The sequence below is a fragment of the Pseudoalteromonas sp. SG45-3 genome (assembly GCF_014164075.1).
GTDB lineage: Bacteria > Pseudomonadota > Gammaproteobacteria > Enterobacterales > Alteromonadaceae > Pseudoalteromonas > Pseudoalteromonas distincta.
The window spans coordinates 1-18,266 of sequence record NZ_JACJEN010000015.1 but is presented as its reverse complement, the minus strand read 5'-3'; the positions used below and the strand labels follow the sequence as shown (position 1 = coordinate 18,266).

The following is an 18,266-nucleotide window of genomic DNA, read 5'->3' as shown; positions in this document are numbered from 1 at the left end:
TCCTTTAGAAAGTGTTACTAATGTTAAAGCTGATGGTTTTCGTATCGTCATCTTCTTCTTTTTGCAATGGATACGCAAAACTGATCAGCATTGGACCCATTGGAGAGATCCATTGTAATGAAAGACCGGTTGAAACCCTAAAGCGCATTGGGTCTGAATAGTCATCTAATTTAGCACGTTCATCAACGCCTAAGTTTTGATAGCGGTCTACGTTAAACTCAGTATCCCATACGTTTGCAGCATCAACAAAGAAGCTAGTACGTACAGAGCTGGTATTTTCTTCATCTAAGAATGGCGTAGGAACAATTAGCTCCATACCTGCCACTGCTTTAGCATTACCACCAATACGGCCTTGTGGCACTAGAATATCAAATTCTGATGCGCCACCAATGCTACCGGTTGTAGTACCGTCTGCACCTGGCGTACCCGGAATAGACTGCGGTATACGCGATACAGCACGTGGTAATATTGTATTACGGTCAAAGCCACGAAGTTCCATTTCCGTTATACGGAAGTATTCTTGGAATGGCAGTGTTTGCTCATACCCGTTTGTAGAACCATAACCATTACCATAACCAAGCGCTGCACGCGTTGAGAATACCCAACGGTGGTCATTTGATATAGGCCAGTAAAAACGCGAATCGTAATTCAGTTTAAAGTACTGAAGATCTGAGTTAGGCGTTGTTGCTGTTAAGTTTAGAGTTTGACGCGAACCCGCTGTTGGGAATAAACCACGGTTAACTGTAATACGCGACCAACCAACACTCAGCTCATACTTAGTAAAGTCAAAGCCTGCATCTGGGTTGTCTGGATCTAAGAATGTTTCACGAAGTACACGCGTTTGCTCGTACTCTGCAATATCCGAAAGCTCTTCTTTAATCCAACGGGCGCCAAAGTTAACACGATTTACAGCATCAATTGGAAAACCAATATTTGTGCCTAAACCATAACTTTTTGATTTGTACTCAACAAGGCTAAATTTACTTGCATCGTAGTTTCTGTAAAAGATGCTACTGCCTTGCGATACACCATCTGGCGTAAAGTATGGGTCTGTGTACGATAAGCTTAAGCTTTCAGAACCTGTAGACGTATTAAGGTTTAAACCAATTTGGTTACCTGTGCCTAAAAAGTTAGATTCTGTTACACCAATATTAAACTGCAGACCTAAGTAAGAACCATAAGCAAGACCAGCATTAAAGCTACCCGCTGATTGCTCTTTTACAGTAAAATCTACATCTACTTGGTCATCCACACCTGGTACAGGCACTACGTTAAAATCAACAGTTTCCATGTAAGGCAAACGTTGAATTTGTAGTTTTGAACGCTCAAGGTTTTGATTAGATAACCAGGCGCCTTCAAGTTGTGTCATTTCACGGCGAAGTACTTCATCAGCTGTATTTTGGTTACCACCAACAATAATACGACGAACGTATACACGCTTACCTGGATTAACCGATAGTGTTAGTTGTACTTCTTGCTTTTCGTCGTCAATTTCTGGAATTGTACGCACTTCAGCATTAGCGTAACCAAAACGTGCTAAGTAGCTTTTAATAAATTCTTCTGACGAAGTAACGACTGAGCCATTGTAAAGCTCACCCGCTCTAAGTGGGATAACACTTTTAATTAAGTCTTCACGGCCAAGCAAGTCACCAATAAAGTCAAAGCCTTTAACGGTATATTTTACGCCTTCGGTTAAGTTAGCTGTAACGTAAACTGATTCACGTTCAGGGCTCACTGATACTTGCGTTGAATCGATATTAAAACGTAGGTAACCACGGTCTAAATAATAACTACGAATTTTTTCTAAATCGCCTTCAATGGTTTGCTTTTGGTAGCGATCGCTACCCATAAACTGCCACCAAGGTAAATCTTGCTGCGATTCAGCAAGTTTAAGAAGCTCTTCATTAGAAAAAAGTTCATTACCCACTAAGTTAATTTGTCGGATAGAAGCTGCATCACCTTCATCAAACTCTAATTTAAGTTTAACGCGGTTACGAGGCAACTTAGTAATACTGATATCTACTTTAGCGTTGTATTTACCAATACTGTGGAAAAACTCAACTAAGCCCTTTTCGATACTATCGATAACGGTTTTATCAAGTGGTTCACCTTGGCGAATATCTTGCTGATCAAGAGACTCATTAAGCTGCTCGTCTTTAATGTCTTTATTGCCTTCAAACTCAATAAAGCTGATGGTAGGACGTTCCGTTACTTTAAAAATAACGTTGTTGCCATCACGAAGGGCTTTTATGTTATCAAAGTGCCCAGAACGATAAAGTGACTTTATTGTTTTTGAAATCGTATAGTCATCAACATTATCGCCTACGTTAATAGGAATATGTGTTAGCGCTGCACCAAGTGCTACACGCTGTAAACCTTCAACTTTCAGGTCTTCAACAATAAAGGAGTTTTGGCCTAGGGCTGCAAAACTTGCACCCAATAAACTTGTTACTGCCAAATGTTTTTTTATAGCCATTTTATTATCTTTATCCTTTACAACTGTATTACCGCATAACACCCTACTAAAGTGGTGCTTTACAATCGTGTTCTAATTAGTAATTTGCCACGCTGTAAAACTACAAACGCGATACATCATTGAACAAAGCGAAACATGTTAGAAAAATGAGCAACAAGGCGCCCACTTTAAAACCAAACTCTTGTGTCTTTTCAGAGACCGGCTTTTTACGAAAAAGTTCAATTATGTAATACATTAAGTGTCCACCATCAAGCACTGGTAAGGGTAATAAATTAAATACACCCAAGTTAACGCTTATTAAGGCTAAAAAGCTTAAAAAGGCCACTAACCCATAGCTTACGCTAGTTCCAGCGCCTACTGCAATGCCCACGGGGCCACTTAAATTCTTAACCGAAACCTGGCCTGTAATTAAATTACCAATCATGTCAAAACTGAGTGTAATTAAGCGCCACGTTTCTTTTGTGCCTCGCACGATACTATCGAGCGGGCCGTAATGTCTAGTCTCTACATAACCATCAGGCCATTGCTGTACAACAGGAGCAACGCCTAAAAAGCCTTGCTCAATACCGTTATTATCAATGCGCCCTTTAGGGGTTACTGTAATGGCTTTTATAGTATCTTGTCTTTTTACACTAAATTGTAAAGATTTGTTAGCTGATTGCGTAATAAGATTAACTAATTGCTGCCAATTGCTTATTGTTTCACCGTTTACAGCCAAAATTGTGTCATTAACTTGTAAATTAGCGTGTTCTGCAGCTGAGTCTTTAGTTACGGCGGCAATTGTTAAAGTTGCTTGAGGTCTAAACGGTACAATACCTAACGAGCTTAATGGTGGCACGTCTTGCTGATCTAGTTTCCACCCCTCTAAATTAAGCGTTTTAACACGTGGTTGAAGGTTTTTATCGCGCACAATCACTTCAACGCTTTCTTCACCTAAATTAGACATAAGTGCAAACGTGGCATCTTGCCAGGTCGTTATATCATCATCACCAATTTTTATAATATGTTGAGAAGGCATAATGCCCGCTTGCTCTGCCCGGCTACCCTCGGTAATACTACCTACCACAGGCTTTACCGACTGCACACCCACCATATACATTACAGCAAGAGCAAAAATGGCAAACAAAAAGTTGGCCATTGGACCCGCTGCAACTATGGCAATACGTGCTTGTACAGATTTAGCGTTAAACGATAAATGACGTTGGTTTGCCGGCACGTCATCAACACGCTCATCAAGCATTTTTACATAACCGCCTAATGGAATAGCCGCAATCACATATTCGGTATTATATTTATCGTGCCATTTTAATAGTGGCTTACCAAAGCCAATTGAAAAACGCAGCACTTTAACGCCCATTTTTCGTGCAACCCAAAAATGGCCATATTCATGTATGGCCACTAAAATACCAAGCGCTAAAATAAATGAGCCAAGATTCCAAAAAAAATCAAACATATTAATGCGTCACTTTTGTTATAAATTCTGAAGCGCTAATACGCGCTAATTTATCGCACTCTAAAATTTCATCTAAGCTTTGTACATTGGTATACGTTGCAGATTCAAGCGTTTGTGCATTTATTTTGTATATATCAGTAAAACCAATTTTACCGTTTAAGAATGCACTTACTGCTATCTCATTTGCAGCATTAACCGTTGTAGTCGCGCCCTGCCCTGCACTACACGCATCAATCGCTAATTGTAAATTTGGATAGCGAGAAAAGTCAGGCTTGGTGAATGAGAAATCACATATATCAGAGAAGTTTAACGGTTTAACGCCTGCATTAATTCGCTCAGGGTATGCAAGTGCATGGGCAATTGGCGTGCGCATATCAGGGTTACCCATTTGCGCTAAAATAGAACCGTCATGATATTGCACCATTGAGTGAATAATACTTTGTGGATGAATCACTACGTCTATATCACTGGTGTCGCAATTGAATAACCACTTAGCTTCAATAAACTCTAAGCCTTTATTCATCATAGTGGCCGAGTCTACTGATATTTTTTGACCCATCGACCAGTTAGGATGCGCCACGGCTTCACTTACAGTTACATCTTTTAGTGTGTTTATATCGCGCGTTAAAAACGGGCCACCAGAACCGGTAAGCAAAATTTTACTTACGCCATGTTGCTGTAAATTTTGATCGCCTTTGGCACTTTGTAACGAAAGAGGTAGACATTGAAAAATAGCATTATGTTCGCTATCAATTGGCAGCAAGGTCGCTTTATGTTGTTTAACTTTATCAATAAACAACTGACCTGACATAACTAACGATTCTTTATTAGCAAGGAGTACTTTTTTACCTGCTTCTACTGCACTTAATGTTGGCAGTAAACCAGCTGCACCTACAATTGCCGACATCACGACATCAACATCTGGGTGAGCACATAAGTCGCACATTGCTTGCTCGCCGTGCATAACAAGCGTTTGGCATGGTGTATTAGCTAAATAAGCAGATAACTGCTCAGCGGCTTGCTGGGTAGCCATAATCGCATAAAGTGGTTCGTGTTCAATACACAGCTCAGCCATTTTTTTTGCGTTTTGCCCTGCAGCTAAAACAAAAACATCAAATAACTCTTTATTGCGCGATACAACATCTAGTGTACTTAAACCAATTGAACCTGTTGCGCCTAAAATAACCAGCAATTGCTTTTGGCTCATAAACTAAGAGTCCACGCATAGCACATTACAAACATTGGAGCTGCAGCCGTTAAGCTGTCAATGCGATCTAAAATACCGCCGTGCCCAGGTAAACAACGGCCGCTATCTTTTAAACCAGCTTCACGTTTAAACATGCTTTCAAGTAAATCACCTACCGCAGAGAACAATGCAATAAATGCAGTCATTATCGCGTAGATAGGCCAAACACCTAAATCAACATCGGTAAAGTGACAAAATGCTAAAACAAAAATGATAGAAGCGACTACACCGCCTGCTAACCCTTCAATTGTTTTATTAGGGCTCACTTTTGGCATAAGTTTATGCTTACCAAAGCTCTTACCTGAAAAATAAGCACCAACGTCTGCACTCCACACAATACCCAATACGACTAAAATAAGTACAGAGCCAAAATGTGTTGATTCAGCATATTGCGCACTGCGCAGCGTATTTAGTGCAAGCCATAACGGCACAAGTGTTAATAAACCTGCAATGCCGCGCATTACTAGACCTTCATTCCACGCTTTAGCCATTTCTGGATAGCGCCAAATTAAATAACTAGCAACAATCCACCAAGCAAACGAAAGCGTAAATAAGTAATTCGCATCACCTACTAGCTTGCCACTTTCCCATAGTGATTCAATAGGCCAATGTAAATTAAGCAGGCCAAGTAAGGCTGCAATCAATACAACAAAAGCACCACGTTTGAGCTTATCGCATAAACCCATAAACGCAGACCATTCCCATGCGCCTAATAATACTATTGCACCGGCAAAGTAACTAAATAACGTAAGCGGTGTATAAAAAACCAAAGCTAATGCCGATGGTGCAAGCACAAGTGAGGTTAAAATTCGTTGTTTTAACAAAATGTGACCCTTATTCTATTTAGGTTTGAGCGAGTAATTGTTTTATTTGTTCGCCCGTACAACCAAAACGTCGCTCTCTGGCAACGTAACACGCTATAGCCTCAGCAAATGCTGCTTCATTAAAATCAGGCCAAAGTGTTTCGGTAAAGTAAAGTTCTGCATAAGCAACTTGCCATAGTAAAAAATTACTAATACGAACATCGCCACCAGTGCGAATAAGTAAATCAGGTTCTGCCTGATCTGCCATGCTCATATGCTGTGCTAAGCGCTCTTCTGTAATATCTTCTGCGTTGAGTGTGCCTTGCGCAACTTGCAAAGCAAGTTGTTTAGCCGCGTTAGCCATATCCCAACGACCACCGTAATTAGCTGCAACATTTAAGCGCAATCCGGTATTATTTTCAGTCAGCTTATGCGCAGCGTCTACCTTGCTACGTAATCCTTCAGAAAATCGTGATAAGTCTCCAATAATGGTCAGTTTTACATTGTTTTTATGAAGCTTTTTAACTTCCTTTGTTAAAACAAATAAGAAAAGCTCCATTAAAGTGTTTACTTCGTCTTCAGGGCGGCGCCAGTTTTCACTACTAAAAGCAAATAAGGTTAACGATTGTATCCCTAATTTAGTACAAAACTGAACAGATTGACGAACTGCGTCTACGCCTTTTTTATGCCCATACACACGAGGTCTATTTCTAGCTTGTGCCCAACGTCCGTTCCCATCCATGATGATAGCAACATGTTTGGGTAAACATTGCTGTGAAATTGTGTCAGCATCTAGAACCATAAATATCGAGTATTCCATAAAAAAACGCCGCCTAGTATACCCTAGACGGCGTTTCAAAACTAATAATTTTAATAGGTCCTGTCGACCTTTCAGGATTGTAATTTATTCAATCTAGGCAGAACCCTTTGGGCAGCGCGTTTTTAGATTTTATGCATTGCTATCGCCTAATAATGGGAAATAACCACACTACGTAGGCTCTGCCTTGCCTTAAAACCAAACACACTACTGCAAATTCAACCTCAAAAGATAAACAGGCCCTACTTAGATTTCCATTAACTCTGCTTCTTTAGCAGCTAATAGAGTATCCATTTCTTTGATAAACTTATCTGTAAGTTTTTGAATCGCATCATCTGATTGACGCGCTTCATCTTCAGATATTTCTTTATCTTTTAATAAACCTTTTACATCGCCATTAGCATCACGACGAATGTTACGAATAGCAACACGACCGCCTTCAACTTCGCCACGTACAATTTTGATTAGGTCTTTACGACGCTCTTCTGTAAGTGGAGGAAGAGGTACACGAATAACAGTACCTGCCGACATAGGGTTTAAACCTAAGTCAGACGCCATAATTGCTTTTTCAACAGCTTGCGCTAAAGACTTATCAAATACACCAATAGCAAGTGTACGAGAATCTTCAATTGTTACGTTAGCAACTTGGTTTAAAGGCGTTGGTGCACCGTAGTACGACACCATAATGCCATCTAGGATTGCAGGATGTGCACGGCCAGTACGAATTTTAGATAATTGGCTACCTAGTGCAGTTACACTTTTTTGCATGCGCGCTTGCGCGTCTTTTTGAATATCGTTAATCACGGTTTAATCCTAATTATTTGATTATTTCATCTGAGGCTTGTGAAGAAATAAGTGTTCCTTCTTCTTCACCCATAATTACGCGTTTTAGCGCGCCTGATTTATTCATATTAAATACGCTCAATGGCATATTGTGATCGCGGGCTAGAGTAAATGCCGCTAAATCCATAACTTTTAATTCTTTTTCAATGATTTCATTGTAGCTTAAGTGGCTGTAAAGCGTCGCTTCTGGGTTTTTAACAGGATCATCACTGTACACGCCATCCACTTTAGTCGCTTTAATTACTGTATCCGCTTCAATTTCGATACCGCGTAAACACGCTGCAGAATCGGTAGTAAAAAATGGGTTACCGGTGCCTGCTGCAAAAATAACAACGCGGCCAGTTTTCAATAAACTAATTGCTTCAGCCCAGTTATAAGCGTCACATACACCATTTAGCGGAATAGCCGACATTAAGCGACAGTTTACAAATGCACGGTGTAGCGCATCACGCATTGCAAGGCCATTCATAACCGTTGCAAGCATACCCATGTGGTCGCCTACTACGCGGTTCATACCTGCTTCTGCAAGTGAACCACCGCGTAAAAAGTTACCTCCACCAATAACTAAACCCACTTCTACGTCAAGCTCTACTAGCTCTTTAATTTCTTGTGCCATACGGTCTAAAACTTTAGGGTCGATGCCGAAGCCTTCGTCTCCCATTAAAGCTTCACCACTTAATTTGAGAAGAACACGTCTAAAAATAGGTTTGCGATTGATAGTCATAGTATAGGGGCCAACTTTTATTGAATTATGGATAAAAAATAACCGCGCTTATGTTAAACATAAAAGCGCGGTTATTTTAAAGAATTTCTAGCTGTGAAGCAAAACCAAATAGTACTTTAATTGCATCTAATTTCCTTTTGCATCACAAATAGTTAATCTTACTGACCTTTAGCAGCTGCAATTTGAGCAGCAACTTCAGCAGCAAAATCTTCTTCTTTCTTCTCGATACCTTCACCAACTTCTACACGTACAAAGCCAGTAACTGTTGCGTTTTTCTCTTTAAGAATATCGCCAACAGATTTTTTAGGTTCCATGATGAAAGCTTGACCAGTAAGAGAAACCTCACCAGTGAATTTTTTCATGCGACCAACAACCATCTTCTCAGCGATTTCAGCAGGCTTGCCTTCATTCATCGCGATTTCGATTTGTACTTGCTTTTCTTTTTCTACAACGTCAGCTGGTACGTCAGAAGGAGTTAAGTACTCTGGACGTGAAGCAGCAACGTGCATTGCAACGTGCTTAAGTGTTTCTTCATCAGCAACACCTGCAACAACAACACCGATACGGTCGCCATGACGGTACTCAACTAGGTTTTCACCAGCGATGTACTGCAGACGACGTACGTTGATGTTTTCGCCAATTTTAGTTACTAGCTCAACACGGTCTTCTTCAAACTTAGCTTGTAAGTCTTCGATAGTAAGAGTGTCAGCAATTGCAGCTTCAGCAACTTTATCAGCAAATGCTAAAAAGCTTACGTCTTTTGCAACGAAGTCTGTTTGACAGTTAACTTCTACTAGTACTGCAACACCAGCGTTTTGCTTGATGATGATAGTACCTTCAGCAGCAATGTTACCTGCTTTTTTAGCAGCTTTAGCAGCGCCACTTTTACGCATGTTTTCAATCGCTAACTCGATGTCGCCATCAGTCTCAGTTAACGCTTTTTTACAATCCATCATGCCAGCGCCTGTGCGCTCGCGTAATTCTTTAACTAGGGCAGTAGTTACAGCCATTAGTAAATCCTCAAATCTGAAATCTGGTTTAGATAAGCGGGTTACCCGCTCTACAAGAATAACAAGTCTTCACCTTAAAAAGATGAAGACTTGATGATAGCTAATTACTCAGCTTCAACGAAATCGTCTTTCTCAGCTTGAGCAACGATGTTATTCTCGCGACCTTCAGTGATAGCAGCTGCAACAGCGCTAGTGTAAAGGCTTACAGCACGGATAGCATCATCGTTACCAGGAACGATGTAATCAACGCCGTCTGGGTTAGAGTTAGTATCAACGATTGCAACAACAGGGATACCTAGGTTGTTTGCTTCACGGATAGCAATGTGCTCGTGGTCAGCATCGATAACGAAAAGCGCGTCTGGAAGACCGCCCATGTTTTTGATACCACCAAGGCTCTTTTCAAGCTTTTCCATTTCGCGGTTAAGCATTAACGTTTCTTTCTTAGTTAATTTCTCGAAAGTACCGTCTTGGCTTTGTACTTCAAGGTCTTTAAGACGCTTGATTGATTGACGTACAGTTTTCCAGTTAGTCAACATACCACCTAACCAACGGTGATTTACGAAGAACTGATCGCTTTCTAAAGCAGCTGCTTTAACTGCGTCGCTTGCTGCGCGCTTAGTACCAACGAAAAGAACTTTACCTTTGTTAGCTGCAGCACTTGATAAAAACTTAAGTGCGTCGTTGAACATTGGTACAGTTTGCTCAAGGTTGATGATATGTACACGGTTACGTGTGCCGAAGATGAAAGGCTTCATCTTAGGGTTCCAGTAACGTGCTTGGTGACCAAAGTGAACACCAGCTTGAAGCATATCGCGCATTGAAACGTTTGCCATTTTATAGATCCTCTATAGTTGTTTAGGGTTAGGCCTCCACATATCCCATAGCACCAACACCGAAGTAATTAAACTTCAAATGCACCCAAGTGTATGTGACGATACGTGTGTGTGTTAAAATAAAATTGTGTTTGCCTTAAATACAAAAAATCATTTAAGAATTTATTTGTAAAAAGACGGCGCGCTTTATACCATATTAAAATTAAATACTCAACGTCGCGTGCAAAATTTGTTCGGCGATAAATGTTAGAAACTCAACTTTGGAGCCTCAATGAGCGCTATTATCAAGACCCCTGAAGAAATAGAGAAAATGCGCGTAGCTGGGCGCTTAGCGGCCGATGTACTTGAAATGATCGGCCCTCATGTAGTGCCGGGTGTTACCACCGATGAGCTAAATACACTTTGTCATGATTATATTGTTAATGTGCAACAAGCAATCCCTGCTCCGTTAAATTATCATGGCTTTCCAAAATCAGTTTGTACGTCAGTTAATCATGTTATTTGTCACGGAATTCCAAATGACAAAGCATTAAAAGAAGGCGACAGCGTAAATATTGACGTAACTGTCATTAAAGATGGCTACCACGGCGATACTTCTAAAATGTTCCACGTTGGTACACCAAACATCCAAGCTAAGCGTCTTGCAGAAGTAACACAAGAAAGCTTATACCTTGCTATTAAAATGGTAAAACCAGGTGTGCGCTTAGGTGATATTGGCTCTGCTATTCAAAAATATGCAGAAAGTTTTAATTACTCTATTGTTCGTGAATATTGCGGCCACGGTATTGGCGCAGGATTTCATGAAGAACCACAAGTAATGCACTACGGTAAAGCGGGTACTGGCGAAACTTTAAAAGCGGGCATGTGCTTAACAATTGAACCAATGGTTAATGCGGGTAAACGCCAATGTAAGCTACTTAAAGATGATTGGACTGTAGTAACTCGCGACCGCAGCTTGTCTGCACAGTGGGAACATACTTTATTAGTGACTGAAAATGGTGTTGAAATTTTAACGCTACGATCAGATGATACTATCGACAGGATCATAGAACACTAATAATAAATAAGAAATTAGGAGCCAGCCCACGTGGCATTACCCAACAAAGTAAAAAAGTTGCTCAGCGATGCAGAGCAACTTAGTGATTATCGCGATTGTTCTAGCTATTTTTATAAATGGTTACATAACGAATTTTCTAAACAACCGGTTGGGAATTTAATTAATGCCCGGGCTGAGTTTATTGACCGCCTACTAATTAAGCTTTTTCATGTTTACGACTTAGCGCGCGAACCTGATTTAGCACTAATAGCAGTAGGCGGATACGGACGTGGCGAGCTACATCCCTACTCCGACATCGATTTTTTATTGCTTGTAACTAAACCACCAAGCGAAGAAATATGCGAAAAAATAGGCCAGTTTGTCACCATGCTATGGGATCTCAACTTAGAGATTGGCCACAGCGTGCGCACGATAGAACAAGCCATTGAGCAAAAACGTGAAGACGTTACTTTTGCCACCAGTTTACTCGAAAGCCGCCTTATTTTTGGTAATCATATTGAGTTTGAAAAACTCAAAACGCATATTCTAGAAACCCCCGTATGGCGCTCCGGTGAGTTTTTTACTGCCAAAGTTCAAGAACAAAACTTACGTCACAAAAAGTGCCACGGCACCGCGTATAATCTTGAGCCAAACATTAAAGAAAACCCCGGTGGCCTGCGCGACTTGCAAACCATTATTTGGGTCGCAAAAAAGCACTTTAGAACCGAAACTCTGCAAGAGTTAATAAGTCACGGCTACTTAACCCATGAAGAGTTTCAAGAGCTTTCAGAGTGCCTAGAAAACCTATGGAATATTCGCTTTGCACTTCATCTAGCCGCAGGTCGGGCTGAAAACCGCTTATTGTTTGATCATCAACCACAAGCCGCCGAAATTTTAGGTTTTGGTAGCGACGGTAAAGCCTCTGTTGAGCGTATGATGAAGCGCTTATTTAGAATAATGAGCCGCGTTCGCGAACTTAACCAAATGCTACTTTCATACTTTGAACAAAGTATCATGCCCGAAAGTAGTGAAAAAACGGTGATAGTACTCGACAGAAACTTTGAGCAAGTGGGCCATCAAATACGCGTAAAAGATCCATCCGTATTTTTTAGACGTGACCAACTTTTTGTATTGTTTGAGCACATAGCAGACAACCCTGCAATAACGCATATTTACCCAAGCACTATTCGTACAATCCGCCAAGTACGCCGCCGTTTATTGGGGGATTTACAAGATTATGCAGCCTGTCGTGAAGCCTTTTTACGCTTAGTTAAACACCCTAATGGTATGGGCCGCGCATTTACGCTTATGCACAAGCACGGCATGCTTGCCGCCTACTTACCGCAGTGGCGTAATATATTTGGGCAAATGCAGTTCGATTTATTTCACGCCTACACCGTAGATGAGCATACTCACAAATTAATCAAAAATATTTACGAATACTTTGATAAAACTGGCATTAGCGAGTTTCCTATTTGTAGTGAAATAGTCACTCGAATGGATAAACCAGAACTACTTTATTTAGCCGGTATATTTCACGACATTGCTAAAGGACGAGGGGGAGATCACTCTGAACTTGGCGCTGTTGATGCTATAGCCTTTGCTAAATTACATGGTTTTCCCTCCTCTGATGCAAAATTAGTAGCATGGCTTGTAAGTAACCATTTACTTATGTCGGTTACCGCGCAGCGTAAAGATATTAACGACCCTGCTGTAATAAAAGACTTTGCAACACGTATTAAAACAGAGCGCCAACTCGACTATTTATATTGTTTAACCGTTGCCGATATCCGTGCAACCAACGACAACTTATGGAACGATTGGAAAAACACCCTACTGCGTGAATTGTACTTGCACACGCAGCGCGCATTACGCTTAGGGCTTGAAAACCCAATGGATCAGCGCGACCAAATTCGTGATAAAAAGCACCAAGCTAAACAACGTCTACTCAACTTAGGTTACCCTGAGAATAAAATTGATTTAATTTGGAGTCGCTTTAAAGCCAATTACTTTACCGCCTTTAGCGAACAGCAAATATCGTGGCAAAGTGAGCATTTATTAAGTAGCACCGATTTAAGCCAACCCAGTGTAATTGTATCTAACAAAGCAATGCATGGTGGTACACAAGTATTTGTATACAGCCCCTACTCTGGTGCGCTATTTGCGAGATTAGTGAGTGTAATTGGCTCTAAAAAAGCACAAATACAGCACGCGCAAGTACTGACCACAAAAGACGGTTACGTCCTGTTTAGTTTTGTAATACTTGAAGTAAGTGGCGACCCTATTGCAAGTGGTCGAGCGCAATCAATTAAACGCGGGCTTGAGCAAGCACTTAGCGATCCACGTAAAAAAATTCGCTTTAAAAAGAGCCGCTCTCAACGCTTTAAAGATTTTAATATTAAACCTAAAATTGTGTTGCGCCCACATGCACGCAAAGACCGTAGCTTAATAGAAATTCAAGCCGTCGATATACAAGGTTTACTAACCAAAATAGCCGAAGTTTTCCAAGCGCATTTACTACACATTCACGCTGCCCGTATTACAACGGTAGGTGAACGTGCAGAGGATTTCTTTGTTGTATCTAATAACGAATACCAAGCGCTGACTGATGAAGAGCAAGCAAAAATTCATCAGGCATTACGTAAAAAATTCAACGCCGAAACAGAATAGAGGACACACATGTCAGATTTAAAAACGATGATCGAAAACGCATGGGACAACCGCGATAGCATTAGCCCAAGCACAGTATCAAGCGACGTAAAACAAGCCATTATTGATGCACTTGATTTGCTTGATAGCGGCGCAGCACGCGTTGCTGAAAAAATATCAGGTGAATGGGTTGTACACCAGTGGCTTAAAAAAGCCGTTTTACTGTCGTTTCGTATTCGCGACAACCAACCAATGAACGACGGCGTAAACCAGTTTTACGACAAAGTACCACTTAAATTTAGCGACTACACGCCAGAGCAATTTCAGCAAGGTGGTATGCGCGTAGTACCAAACGCAGTAGCACGTAAAGGCAGCTTTGTAGGTAAAAACGTCGTACTTATGCCATCGTACGTAAATATTGGCGCATACGTTGACGACGGCACCATGGTTGATACATGGGCGACTGTAGGCTCATGTGCACAAATTGGTAAGAACGTACATTTATCAGGTGGCGTAGGCATAGGCGGCGTTTTAGAGCCTCTACAAGCTAATCCAACTATCATTGAAGACAACTGCTTTATTGGCGCACGTTCTGAAATTGTTGAAGGCGTAATTGTTGAAGAAGGCGCAGTAATTTCAATGGGCGTTTACATCAGCCAAAGCACTCGTATTTATGACCGCGAAACCGGCGAAATTCACTACGGCCGCGTACCAGCAGGGGCAGTAGTTGTTCCAGGCGCACTACCGTCAAAAGATGGCACCCACAGCCTTTACGCTGCAATCATCGTTAAAAAAGTAGACAAACAAACACGTGAAAAAGTAGGTATAAACGCCCTACTACGCTCAATTGATGAGTAACAGTCGGTTGGGTTGAGGGAAACGAAACCCAACGATACTTTTAAGTTAAGTGTTTTAGCTAAACTTTAATTGTATATAGAAAAGCTCTAAGCCCTTTGGGTCTAGAGCTTTTTTAAATTCTTCTAAATGAAGTTTTAGTACTAGACACTTCTACATCAAAATTTAATGAACTCAAAAAAGACTTTAAGCCTTTAACAGCTAACTCATTATTTTCTGATGGTCCTATTATAATTTCATCAATTGAATTTTTAGGAAAAGGTATCGCTCTATATGGGGCTATAATGCCAGACTTTAGGGTTCTGTAGCATAAAGGAAAAAACTCTTTCACTCCATTTTCAAGCTCTATAAAATCAATATTAGAGGAGTCTATAAAATCAAAATAACCCTTTTCAGTATTTTCATTTAATGAGACTAAACCAGGGTAAAAAAGAGTAAAACGATACTCTTCTTCATATTCGAACGCTTGATCTTTTATGCTAGCAATCTTAAAAATCGCTTCATTAAAAATTTCAATTGCAGCAATAGCACATTTTTCATTTAGGTCATTTCCATTTAAATTTGGATCTAACACATAACTTAAAACCTCAGGCAGATAGTGTTCTTCAATTAAAGAATGAAGCATTTCCTCAGTTGGTTGGTAATCAACATCATCATAGCCACTCAAAAGTTTTCTTTGCCTAAAGTACTCATCATCAAATAGCTTTTCTTTATTAAACTTTATGCAATATGAAGTTTGCTCTGACCCGTAAGTTAGCCAGTGGTTTAGGCTATCACGCTTAGTTGTAAATGAAGTGGTATAAATTTCATCAATGGTATTATTATCAATTATATTCCATAGAAAATTTAAAAAATGATTTGCGAGATGCACGTCCTTACTTCGCATTTCTTTTTGGGTAACATCTAAAGGTATATTTTTGTGTTTGGCATAAATTTCTTCGAGTTTGATTTGTGAAAACTCAGACAAACTCCCTCTGAGTGATTTTATTCTATCAATACCTTGCTTTATTTCTCTAAAATCATTTAGATACTCTGCGTTAGTAGCCCATAAACTTTTGCTCTCTAAAATTCCCTTTAAACCATCTGCAGAAGTGTAATGATAAACATATTCCATATTTAAAATCCCAAGTAATGTTAATCTTTAGTTTAACCTTGATAAGTGGCAACAATAAAATTTGATAATCTTAAACAAGAGACTGAATTAGCCAACACACCCAAGATATAATAAGGTAGTAAAGTATAATTGAAAGTTAGCAATTAATATTAAGGATTAATATGACAAAAACTGCTTTACGCTCAACTATTTTGCTACCGGTATTTTTACCTGCAGTGGTTATTATTCTGCTCTTGGTAATTGGTACAATTAGCAACCCTGAACTCGCAGGGCAAGTATTCAGCGTTACCCTCAAGTGGATAACAGAAACCTTTGGTTGGTTTTATATGTTATCAGTCGCTATTTTCTTAGTTTTCATTGTTTGTGTAGCAGCCTCCAGCTGGGGAAATATCAAGCTGGGCCCTGATCATGCGCAGCCGCAATACAGTTTCGCTGAATGGTTTGCTATGCTATTTTCGGCCGGTTACGGAGTCGCATTACTTTATTTTGGTGTAGCAGAGCCCGTGCTCCATTATGCATCTCCGCCCGCAGGCGCAGCAGAAACCGTCGACGCTGCCAAGCAAGCTATGCAAATTGCATTTTTTCATTGGGGTTTTCACATATGGGCAATCTATGGGATTGTCGGTTTAGTCCTTGCGTATTTTGCATTTCGTCATGGCCTCCCACTGTCGATTCGCTCAGCGTTGTATCCACTTATTGGTGATAAAATATATGGTCCTATTGGTCACACTGTTGATGTGTTTGCCATATTAGGCACGTTATTTGGCATTGCCACAACGTTAGGACTTTCCGTTACCCAAATTAATGCTGGGCTGCATTATTTGTGGCCAAGTATCCCTATTAATACCACAGTACAAATTACTGCTATTGCCATTATTACCGCAGCAGCTACTCTCTCAGTAGTGGCTGGGATGGATAAAGGTGTAAAGCGCTTATCTATTGTAAACATGACTCTTGCAGTGTCGTTAATGGCCTTTGTATTTTTTATTGGCCCTACTATTCATATTCTTGAATCGTTTTTACAAAATACCGGCAGCTACCTTAGCGGTATTGTTGAGCGTACTTTTAATTTACAGGCGTACAGCCGTAGTGATTGGATTGGTAACTGGACCCTATTTATATTTGGCTGGACTATTGCTTGGGCACCCTTTGTTGGCATGTTTATCGCTAAAATTAGCCGCGGCAGAACCATCAGGCAATTTGTTGTTGGCGTGATGCTAGTCCCGACTATTTTTACCTTTTTATGGTTTTCTGTGTTTGGTGATACCGCGTTAAATCTAATAATGAATGAAGGGTTCAATACTTTAATTACTGATGTTCAAGCAAACCAAGCTGTTGCATTGTTTCAGTTATTTGAGGTGTTACCGTTATCATTTATTATTTCGCTACTTACCGTTATTCTAATCATTACCTTTTTTGTTACTTCGTCTGACTCAGGATCATTAGTTATTGATTCTCTCGCCTCTGGAGGTAATATTAATACACCCGCATGGCAACGCGTGTTTTGGGCTGTGCTAGAGGGCGCGGTGGCTGCTGTTTTATTAGTGGCAGGTGGGTTAAGTGCGCTACAAACTATGACTATAGCCAGTGCCTTACCCTTTGCGATTATTATGCTTATTGCAACCGCTGGGCTTTGGCGAGCACTCACCATTGAAGGCCATCGCGATACTAGTTTACAAGCACATGCGCTTAATGGCCGTAATATTAACTTATCTCATTGGAAGCGCCGTTTAGCCGCCATGGTTAATTACCCCAATAAAGAAAAAGTACACACCTTCATTAGTAGTGTGGTAGTACAAGCAATGCAAGCCGTTCAGGCTGAATTAAAAGCGCGACAATGGCATGCAGAGGTTGATTTTGATACCGACTTAGGCCGTGCTCATTTAACTGTGCTACGCCATGAGCATGTTGATTTTGTGTATGACATTCGTCTAACCGAACACCCTATGCCAAGCTTTGCCTATTCTGAGCTGAAACCTGAGATTGATAACATCGAAATGTATTACAAGGCTGATGTTTTCTTACGCCGTGGTGGGCAATCTTACGATGTGTATGGTTACAGTGAAGATGATATTGTGAAGGATATTCTTGATCAATTTGAGAATTACTTACACTTTTTAGGTAACAGCCCAGGTGAACTACCTTGGGATATGGCCGAACACGATGACATGTTAAATAGCGATAAACCTTAAATAAGCATCGTATTTAATACACAATTATTGCAATAAAAAAGGCACTGAAAAGCTGTCTCTTATACACAAATCCCTGCTAAGAAATTAGCAGGGATTTTTTTGAACTAAATCTCAATGTCATGATCAGATCTTCAAATCTTGTTTGAGGGCACATTATGATTAACGAACATACTCATTGGGCAAAACAACAATTCGGTAAATCGGACTTAGGTGAT

The 18,266-nt window shown here is 40.4% G+C and carries 14 protein-coding genes; 4 read left to right on the top strand and 10 right to left on the bottom strand.

The genetic code is table 11. The annotated features are described in order from the left end of the window. Positions 1–4: 4 nt before the first annotated feature. The 9 genes from bamA to rpsB all read right to left on the bottom strand — a co-directional run bounded on the left by bamA (position 5) and on the right by rpsB (position 10,205). Entirely contained in the window at positions 5–2,476 is a 2,472-nt protein-coding gene (gene bamA / locus H5126_RS15425; RefSeq protein ID WP_024596248.1) for an outer membrane protein assembly factor BamA, read from the bottom strand. A gap of 100 nt (positions 2,477–2,576) precedes the next feature. Beyond that, positions 2,577–3,929, bottom strand: coding sequence for a sigma E protease regulator RseP (gene rseP / locus H5126_RS15420; RefSeq protein WP_002958314.1), 1,353 nt, complete (start codon positions 3,927–3,929; stop codon positions 2,577–2,579). Position 3,930: 1 nt separating this feature from the next. Next, complete coding sequence (gene ispC, locus H5126_RS15415) at positions 3,931–5,136, bottom strand: 1-deoxy-D-xylulose-5-phosphate reductoisomerase (RefSeq protein ID WP_182720633.1); 1,206 nt, start codon at positions 5,134–5,136, stop codon at positions 3,931–3,933. After that, positions 5,133–5,999 carry a phosphatidate cytidylyltransferase gene (locus tag H5126_RS15410; RefSeq protein ID WP_024596496.1) on the bottom strand — a complete coding sequence of 289 codons (867 nt, stop codon included), beginning with the start codon at positions 5,997–5,999 and terminating at the stop codon, positions 5,133–5,135. The genes ispC and H5126_RS15410 overlap by 4 nt, the downstream gene beginning before the upstream one ends. A gap of 19 nt (positions 6,000–6,018) precedes the next feature. Then, on the bottom strand, positions 6,019–6,798 hold the full coding sequence (locus H5126_RS15405; RefSeq protein ID WP_024596497.1) for an isoprenyl transferase: 780 nt from the start codon (positions 6,796–6,798) through the stop codon (positions 6,019–6,021). A gap of 243 nt (positions 6,799–7,041) precedes the next feature. Next, complete coding sequence (gene frr, locus H5126_RS15400; protein ID WP_206013162.1) at positions 7,042–7,563, bottom strand: ribosome recycling factor; 522 nt, start codon at positions 7,561–7,563, stop codon at positions 7,042–7,044. Between the two features lie 49 nt (positions 7,564–7,612). Beyond that, positions 7,613–8,362 (bottom strand): UMP kinase, encoded by a 750-nt coding sequence (pyrH, locus tag H5126_RS15395; protein WP_024596498.1) that lies wholly within the window; start codon positions 8,360–8,362, stop codon positions 7,613–7,615. Positions 8,363–8,520: 158 nt separating this feature from the next. Next, positions 8,521–9,372, bottom strand: coding sequence for a translation elongation factor Ts (gene tsf, locus H5126_RS15390; RefSeq protein WP_002958320.1), 852 nt, complete (start codon positions 9,370–9,372; stop codon positions 8,521–8,523). A gap of 104 nt (positions 9,373–9,476) precedes the next feature. Beyond that, positions 9,477–10,205 carry a 30S ribosomal protein S2 gene (rpsB, locus tag H5126_RS15385; RefSeq protein ID WP_024596499.1) on the bottom strand — a complete coding sequence of 243 codons (729 nt, stop codon included), beginning with the start codon at positions 10,203–10,205 and terminating at the stop codon, positions 9,477–9,479. Positions 10,206–10,476: 271 nt separating this feature from the next. Here rpsB and map point away from each other — a divergent pair, with 271 nt between their 5' ends. Genes map through dapD form a run of 3 tightly spaced genes read left to right on the top strand, consistent with a single transcriptional unit; the run spans position 10,477 to position 14,748 of the window. Continuing rightward, positions 10,477–11,262 (top strand): type I methionyl aminopeptidase, encoded by a 786-nt coding sequence (map, locus tag H5126_RS15380; protein WP_002958322.1) that lies wholly within the window; start codon positions 10,477–10,479, stop codon positions 11,260–11,262. Positions 11,263–11,292: 30 nt separating this feature from the next. Then, positions 11,293–13,911: a [protein-PII] uridylyltransferase gene (gene glnD / locus H5126_RS15375; protein ID WP_182720632.1), complete on the top strand. Its 2,619-nt coding sequence runs from the start codon at positions 11,293–11,295 to the stop codon at positions 13,909–13,911. A 9-nt stretch (positions 13,912–13,920) separates the two neighbouring features. Beyond that, the gene (gene dapD / locus H5126_RS15370) at positions 13,921–14,748 is read left to right on the top strand and encodes a 2,3,4,5-tetrahydropyridine-2,6-dicarboxylate N-succinyltransferase (protein ID WP_002958324.1); all 828 of its coding nucleotides are present in this window, start codon (positions 13,921–13,923) and stop codon (positions 14,746–14,748) included. A 112-nt stretch (positions 14,749–14,860) separates the two neighbouring features. Here the strand turns inward: dapD and H5126_RS15365 are convergent, their stop codons facing one another. Further along, positions 14,861–15,859 carry a DUF2971 domain-containing protein gene (locus tag H5126_RS15365; protein WP_024596500.1) on the bottom strand — a complete coding sequence of 333 codons (999 nt, stop codon included), beginning with the start codon at positions 15,857–15,859 and terminating at the stop codon, positions 14,861–14,863. A gap of 161 nt (positions 15,860–16,020) precedes the next feature. Between H5126_RS15365 and H5126_RS15360 the strand changes: the two genes are divergently transcribed. Continuing rightward, the gene (locus tag H5126_RS15360) at positions 16,021–18,051 is read left to right on the top strand and encodes a BCCT family transporter (RefSeq protein WP_024606267.1); all 2,031 of its coding nucleotides are present in this window, start codon (positions 16,021–16,023) and stop codon (positions 18,049–18,051) included. Positions 18,052–18,266: the final 215 nt, after the last annotated feature.